The sequence below is a fragment of the Acinetobacter sp. UBA3132 genome, from assembly GCF_002364825.1.
Classification (GTDB): domain Bacteria; phylum Pseudomonadota; class Gammaproteobacteria; order Pseudomonadales; family Moraxellaceae; genus Acinetobacter; species Acinetobacter schindleri.
The window spans coordinates 1-5,413 of the sequence record NZ_DEZM01000178.1 but is presented as its reverse complement, the minus strand read 5'-3'; the positions used below and the strand labels follow the sequence as shown (position 1 = coordinate 5,413).

The 5,413-nt window shown below is 40.1% G+C and carries 8 protein-coding genes and 1 pseudogene; 7 read left to right on the top strand and 2 right to left on the bottom strand.

What is annotated here, in order from left to right:
• The 7 genes from B4033_RS09650 to rplS form a co-directional block, all read left to right on the top strand.
• The coding region (locus B4033_RS09650) for a pilus assembly protein (protein ID WP_286833488.1) at window positions 1–1,725 on the top strand (1,725 nt) is incomplete at its 5' end.
• Window positions 1,726–1,737: 12 nt separating this feature from the next.
• Window positions 1,738–2,190 carry a type IV pilin protein gene (locus B4033_RS09645; protein ID WP_286833485.1) on the top strand — a complete coding sequence of 151 codons (453 nt, stop codon included), beginning with the start codon at window positions 1,738–1,740 and terminating at the stop codon, window positions 2,188–2,190.
• On the top strand, window positions 2,184–2,615 hold the full coding sequence (locus tag B4033_RS09640; RefSeq protein ID WP_253170197.1) for a type IV pilin protein: 432 nt from the start codon (window positions 2,184–2,186) through the stop codon (window positions 2,613–2,615). The genes B4033_RS09645 and B4033_RS09640 overlap by 7 nt, the downstream gene beginning before the upstream one ends.
• 149 nt (window positions 2,616–2,764) lie before the next feature.
• A complete protein-coding gene (rpsP, locus tag B4033_RS09635) occupies window positions 2,765–3,022 on the top strand; it encodes a 30S ribosomal protein S16 (protein WP_005013161.1) in 258 nt (85 codons plus the stop codon).
• 18 nt (window positions 3,023–3,040) lie between these two features.
• Window positions 3,041–3,589, top strand: a complete 549-nt coding sequence (gene rimM / locus B4033_RS09630) for a ribosome maturation factor RimM (protein ID WP_286833483.1) — start codon at window positions 3,041–3,043, stop codon at window positions 3,587–3,589.
• Between the two features lie 42 nt (window positions 3,590–3,631).
• Complete coding sequence (gene trmD / locus B4033_RS09625; protein ID WP_048881781.1) at window positions 3,632–4,381, top strand: tRNA (guanosine(37)-N1)-methyltransferase TrmD; 750 nt, start codon at window positions 3,632–3,634, stop codon at window positions 4,379–4,381.
• Window positions 4,382–4,555: 174 nt separating this feature from the next.
• Window positions 4,556–4,927: a 50S ribosomal protein L19 gene (gene rplS, locus B4033_RS09620; protein ID WP_004787066.1), complete on the top strand. Its 372-nt coding sequence runs from the start codon at window positions 4,556–4,558 to the stop codon at window positions 4,925–4,927.
• Window positions 4,928–4,993: 66 nt separating this feature from the next.
• Here the strand turns inward: rplS and B4033_RS09615 are convergent, their stop codons facing one another.
• A complete protein-coding gene (locus B4033_RS09615) occupies window positions 4,994–5,218 on the bottom strand; it encodes a hypothetical protein (RefSeq protein WP_273798415.1) in 225 nt (74 codons plus the stop codon).
• An 11-nt stretch (window positions 5,219–5,229) separates the two neighbouring features.
• Window positions 5,230–5,413: pseudogene (locus tag B4033_RS09610) on the bottom strand (hypothetical protein); the annotation flags it as partial.

The window sequence follows — 5,413 nt, the reverse complement described above, 5'->3', positions numbered from 1 at the left end:
TACCCAATCGGTAAGGATTTAGCTTATAACATTGATTTATACCCTAAAGAAGAAGTTTACCAAACTGAATTACAGCAAGTACTAAATCAGGCGCCGAAAAGAGATTGGTTAATGGGTGCGGTTATGCATTCAAAGCCAATTTTATTGACGCAACAAGGTACAACTACTTATGAAAATGATATTTTAACATTTACAAACCGTGATGATCTAATTGTATATGGTAGTACCCAAGGTATTCTTCATATAGTTCGCGCTGGCAAGAATGCAACAGACAGTGATGCTGGAAAGGAAGTTTTTGCTTTTGTTCCTTCGGAGATGATTGATAATCAACCTAAAGCATTTTTATCTCAGGATAATCAGGTTTCTGACTTGAAATATGGTATTGATGGGCAATGGACAGCTCATACAGAATATGTAACTAAATCTACAAGTGCTGCAAATGCCAATCCTACAGTAACAGTAAATGGTGGTAAGCAATGGTTATATGGTGGTCTACGAATGGGGGGGAAAAGTTATTATTCTTTAGACCTATCTGATGTTACCTCAAGTTCAGGTACTCCAAAGCTAAAGTTTAAAATAGCACCGTCTGGAACTTGTAGTAGTAGCAATCCTTTAGGCTGTATGGGGCAAAGCTGGTCAAAACCAACTATTACATGGGTAAATTGGCAAGGTAAACGTAAATTGGTAATGCTCGTTGGAGGGGGGTATGATACACGTTATGAGTCTAGTGTAGATTACAATCCATCAGGTATTGATGAAGGTGCCGGAATCTATATGTTTGATGCTGATGATGGTTCTCTTCTTTGGTGGGCAAGTGCAAATGTAGGATCAAGCAATACAGCTACTAATAAATATTATGATGCTAACCTAAAACGAAGTGTAGTTAGTGGAATTAAGGCTGTTGATAGAAATGCAGATGGGATTGCAGACCATTTATATTTCGGTGATTTAGGGGGGCAATTATGGAGAGTGGATTTAAATGGGAATAAAAATGCTGGGTTAAATGGAGCTACAGGAGGGAATGTTGCTCAGCGTATAGTTCGACTCCTTGATATGTCTGGAAGTAATGCTCCAAGATTTTATACAACACCCACTTTCACGATTCATAATTCAGGAAACACTACATTTGGTGTAGTTACTCTGGGTTCTGGAAACTTAAGTTATCCAATGTCAGCTCAAGACAATGAAAAAGAAGCAGTTTATGTAATATATGATAAAGATGTAGCTAGACGTAATCTATCAATTCTAAAAAATACGGAATTATATACAAAAGATATAAAACCAACTGGTTTATCAGGCAATGAATTGGTAGCTAATCAGAATGGAAATACCTTGGTCCCGCTTTCAAAAGGAGGATGGTTCTATAATCCTGGAAGCAATAAGAGAATATTAAATGATCATGTGGCTATCGATAATGATTTATATGTCAGCGTTTTTGATGCCAATATTGATATTGATACCGTAGGTTGTTCTGGAGGAGTAAGAGGGGCAAGTAATGTTGCTCAATTCTGTCTTCCTTTTGGACAATGTACTGTTAAAAAAGGTAATAGCACTGAAGTTGTAAATAGACCAAACAATGTATTTTTAGGAAAGGGTAATATTGGTATTAGCTTTGGTGGTGTTGACACTAAACGAGGTTTAGTTCTTAACTTACCGACTACAGAAACACTGAAAACTTATCAAGGTAAGACGAAATTTATTTCACAGCGTTGGTATGAGCGTTAAGGAGAAATTTGAATGCGGTATGGCAGAGGTTTCACCTTAATTGAGCTTATGATTGTAGTCGTGATCCTTGCGATCATTGCTGCAATCGCAATACCTAATTATCAAGAAACGGTTAGAAAGAATAAAGAAGTTAAAGCTCAGCAAGAAATTTTAAAAGTTGCTGAACAGTTAGAACGTTATCGGGCAAGAAATTTTAATTACAGAAATTTCACAGCCACAAATGTAGATCTGCCTAGCGGCTATTATCTGAATATTTACGATTTAGATGATAATACAAAGGGGCTAAATTCTGATGTACAGGGAAGAGGGTGGTACATCAAAGTAACACCCGATATTAATCCTAAAAACCATTACTTTTTAATGGGAAGTAATGGTTTAAAGTGTAAGTCAACTATTGAAGCAGATGTCAACTTTAAATGTGAACCTTGGAATGAATCTACAAAAGCAGGAAGCCAACCATGGTAAAACAGCATGGATTTACATTAATTGAACTTATGATTGTAGTTGCCATTGTTGGGATATTGGCAGCTATTGCATATCCAAGTTATACACAATACGTCATTAAGTCTAATCGAGTTGATGCTCAAGCAGAGATGACACGTATTGCGTCGTTAATGCAAAGATATAAAGTAATTAATTCAACATATATTAAAAAAAATGGTCAGCCTTTGATCTTGTCAGATTTAAATGTTTCAGCTGACTATCCTAGTTCTACAAAAAAAAATTATCAATTTGTCCTTTCAAATGTAACAGCTGACTCTTGGGTCTTGACTGCGACACCATATGGAACACAAGCAGGAAATGGCAATATTGTCTTGGATCATCAAGGGAATAAATGCTGGACTAAAGGTTTAAGTTGTACTGCTACTGCTACTACGAATTGGGATTAAATCCTCTCTAAACCCAAAATTGTAGCCAACCAACTTTTGATCTTTCATTCAGGGCAAACTTCGCGTAAAATATTGCCCTCTATGAAAGGGGTTTGAGCTGTATCGATGGTCGGTACAAGGATAATCCGTAAAAACTATAAGGTTCTATCATGGTTGTTATTCGTCTTGCACGCGGTGGTGCTAAAAAACGTCCGTTCTATCAAATCATTGTGACTGATAGCCGTAATGCACGTGACGGTCGTTTCATCGAACGTATCGGTTTCTTCAACCCTACAGCTCAAGGTAAAGCAGAAAAACTTCGTTTAGATGCTGACCGTTTTGCTCACTGGGTATCTCAAGGCGCGCAGCCTTCTGATCGTGTTGCTTCTTTAGCTGCTCAAGCTAAAAAAGCTGCAGCTGCTGTTTAATACGGTAGTAGCTAGCCCATGATACCAACACAGAATGTTCCCGAAGATCGTATTCAGATTGGACAGCTACGTTCAGCATATGGATTGAATGGGTGGCTCTGGGTCTATTCTAATACAGAACCTATGAGCAATATATTTGACTATCTGCCTTGGTACATTGAGACCAAAGCAGGTTGGCAAATTGTCGATGTAAAACGTTGGAAACCGCATGGCAAAGGCTTGGTTGTTTCGCTGAAAGGTGTGGTTGACCGCACTGGGGCGGACGAATTGGTTGGCGCAAATGTCTGGATTTCAAAATCGCAACTGCCTCAAGCAGGCGTGGACGAGTATTACTGGTCAGATTTGAAAGGCTTAATCGTATTAGGTCTGGATAATGACGAACAGGAAATCAATCTTGGTCAAATCCACGAAATGTTTGAAACAGGCGCCAATGATGTGATGGTGGTTCGCGCAACTGCTGATAGCATTGATGACGAAGAGCGAATGATCCCATGGCATAAAGATGTGGTACAACGCGTTGATCTCGAAGCTGGTCGTATCTACGTAAATTGGGGCGTAGATTATTAATCTTTAACAGGATTAACGCAGCAGGAAAATGAGGAGTCTGCGGTGTTCTTTGCAGTCATTACGCTTTTTCCTGAAATGTTTGAAGCGATTACAGCCTACGGTATTAGCGGGCGCGCAGCAAAACGTGATTTGATGCAAATTCATTGCATCAATCCACGCGAATTTGCTGAAGGGAATTACAAACGGGTGGATGAACGTCCATTTGGTGGTGGTCCCGGTATGGTGATGATGGCTGAGCCATTAGCGAAAGCAATTCATCGTGCCAAAGAGCTTGCAGTGCAAGCGGGTGCAGTTCATGTTCCTGTGGTATATATGTCACCACAAGGGAAAACCTTAAATGAACCTGCTGTACAGGATTTCGTTAAATATGACGGACTGATCGTATTGTGCGGACGTTATGAAGGTGTTGATGAGCGTTTGATCCGGAAATATGTTGATCAGGAATGGTCGATTGGAGATTACGTGTTGTCGGGTGGTGAACTCCCTGCGATGGTTTTATTGGACAGTATTATCCGGAGACTTCCGGGTGCGATGTCGGATGAACAATCCCATGTGCAAGACTCATTTGTGGATGGTCTTTTAGATTGCCCACAATATACCAAGCCAGACCATTTTGAGGGTATGGATGTGCCAGACGTTTTAAAATCGGGACATCATGCCAATATTGAAAAATGGCGTTTTTTGCAGCGTTATCAGCGTACGCTTGAACGTCGACCTGAATTGGTCGAACAAGTCGAACTGACAAAGCAACAAAAAAAATGGCTAAAAGATTTGCAAGGAAATAGATCTTAATTTATTCTCCGAGCGCAAAAGGCAAGAAGCTTCGCTTTTTTGCCACACTTAAATAGACTCTTTATGCATTGAAGCGGTCAAGCATAAAGGGAAAGTCAATCGGGTCTATGCGCTTTAGCCTCTAGCCCCAGTGGATATCAGACCTCTTCTGACCCACAATATTGGAGATACCCCATGAGCGGTAAGCATCCTTTAGTTCAAGCTGTTGAAAATGCTCAGCTTAAACAAGACATCCCAGCTTTTGCACCAGGTGACACAGTAGTTGTCCAAGTAAAAGTAAAAGAAGGCGACCGTGAACGTCTACAGGCGTTTGAAGGCGTTGTAATCGCTAAGAAAAACCGTGGTCTGAACTCTGCGTTCACAGTACGTAAAATTTCTAGCGGTGTTGGCGTTGAGCGTGTATTCCAAACTCACTCTCCAATCGTTGCTAAGATTGAAGTGAAACGTCGTGGTGATGTTCGTCGTGCTAAACTTTACTACTTACGTGAACTTTCTGGTAAAGCTGCACGTATTCGTGAAAAGTTGCCAGCTCGTAAACAAGGTTAATTTTAGCCTTGCTTCCAAGCAAAAAAATGCGCCTTTCGGCGCATTTTTTATGTCTGAATTTTAGGTTTATAAACCTTGCAGTTTTAAACGATTGGCATGTTGGCGGTAGACATTGACAGGATCCGGCGCAAAAGTCCCTTTGATGCCAAACATCAGGTTAATTTCATCTAAATGATTCCATGGATAATCATCACGGATAGTTTTACCAAATTTTGCAATACACATCGATACGATGCCATCATTGGCACCTTCTTTATAGGCAGATAATCTATTTAAGGCTTCGATGACCACATCACTTATATCTAAAGCATTGGTTGCAGGCTGATTACCGGTGATTGAATATAGTGCTCTTGATATTTTCCTTCACCACATTTCTTTAAGAATAGTCCCTTATTAAAACGCTGGTTAAATTCGGCTGTTCCTTCCATAGGAGTGCTATGACCGGCTGCCAATGCGTTGTATGGGAACATTTGCCCATCTAGCCCT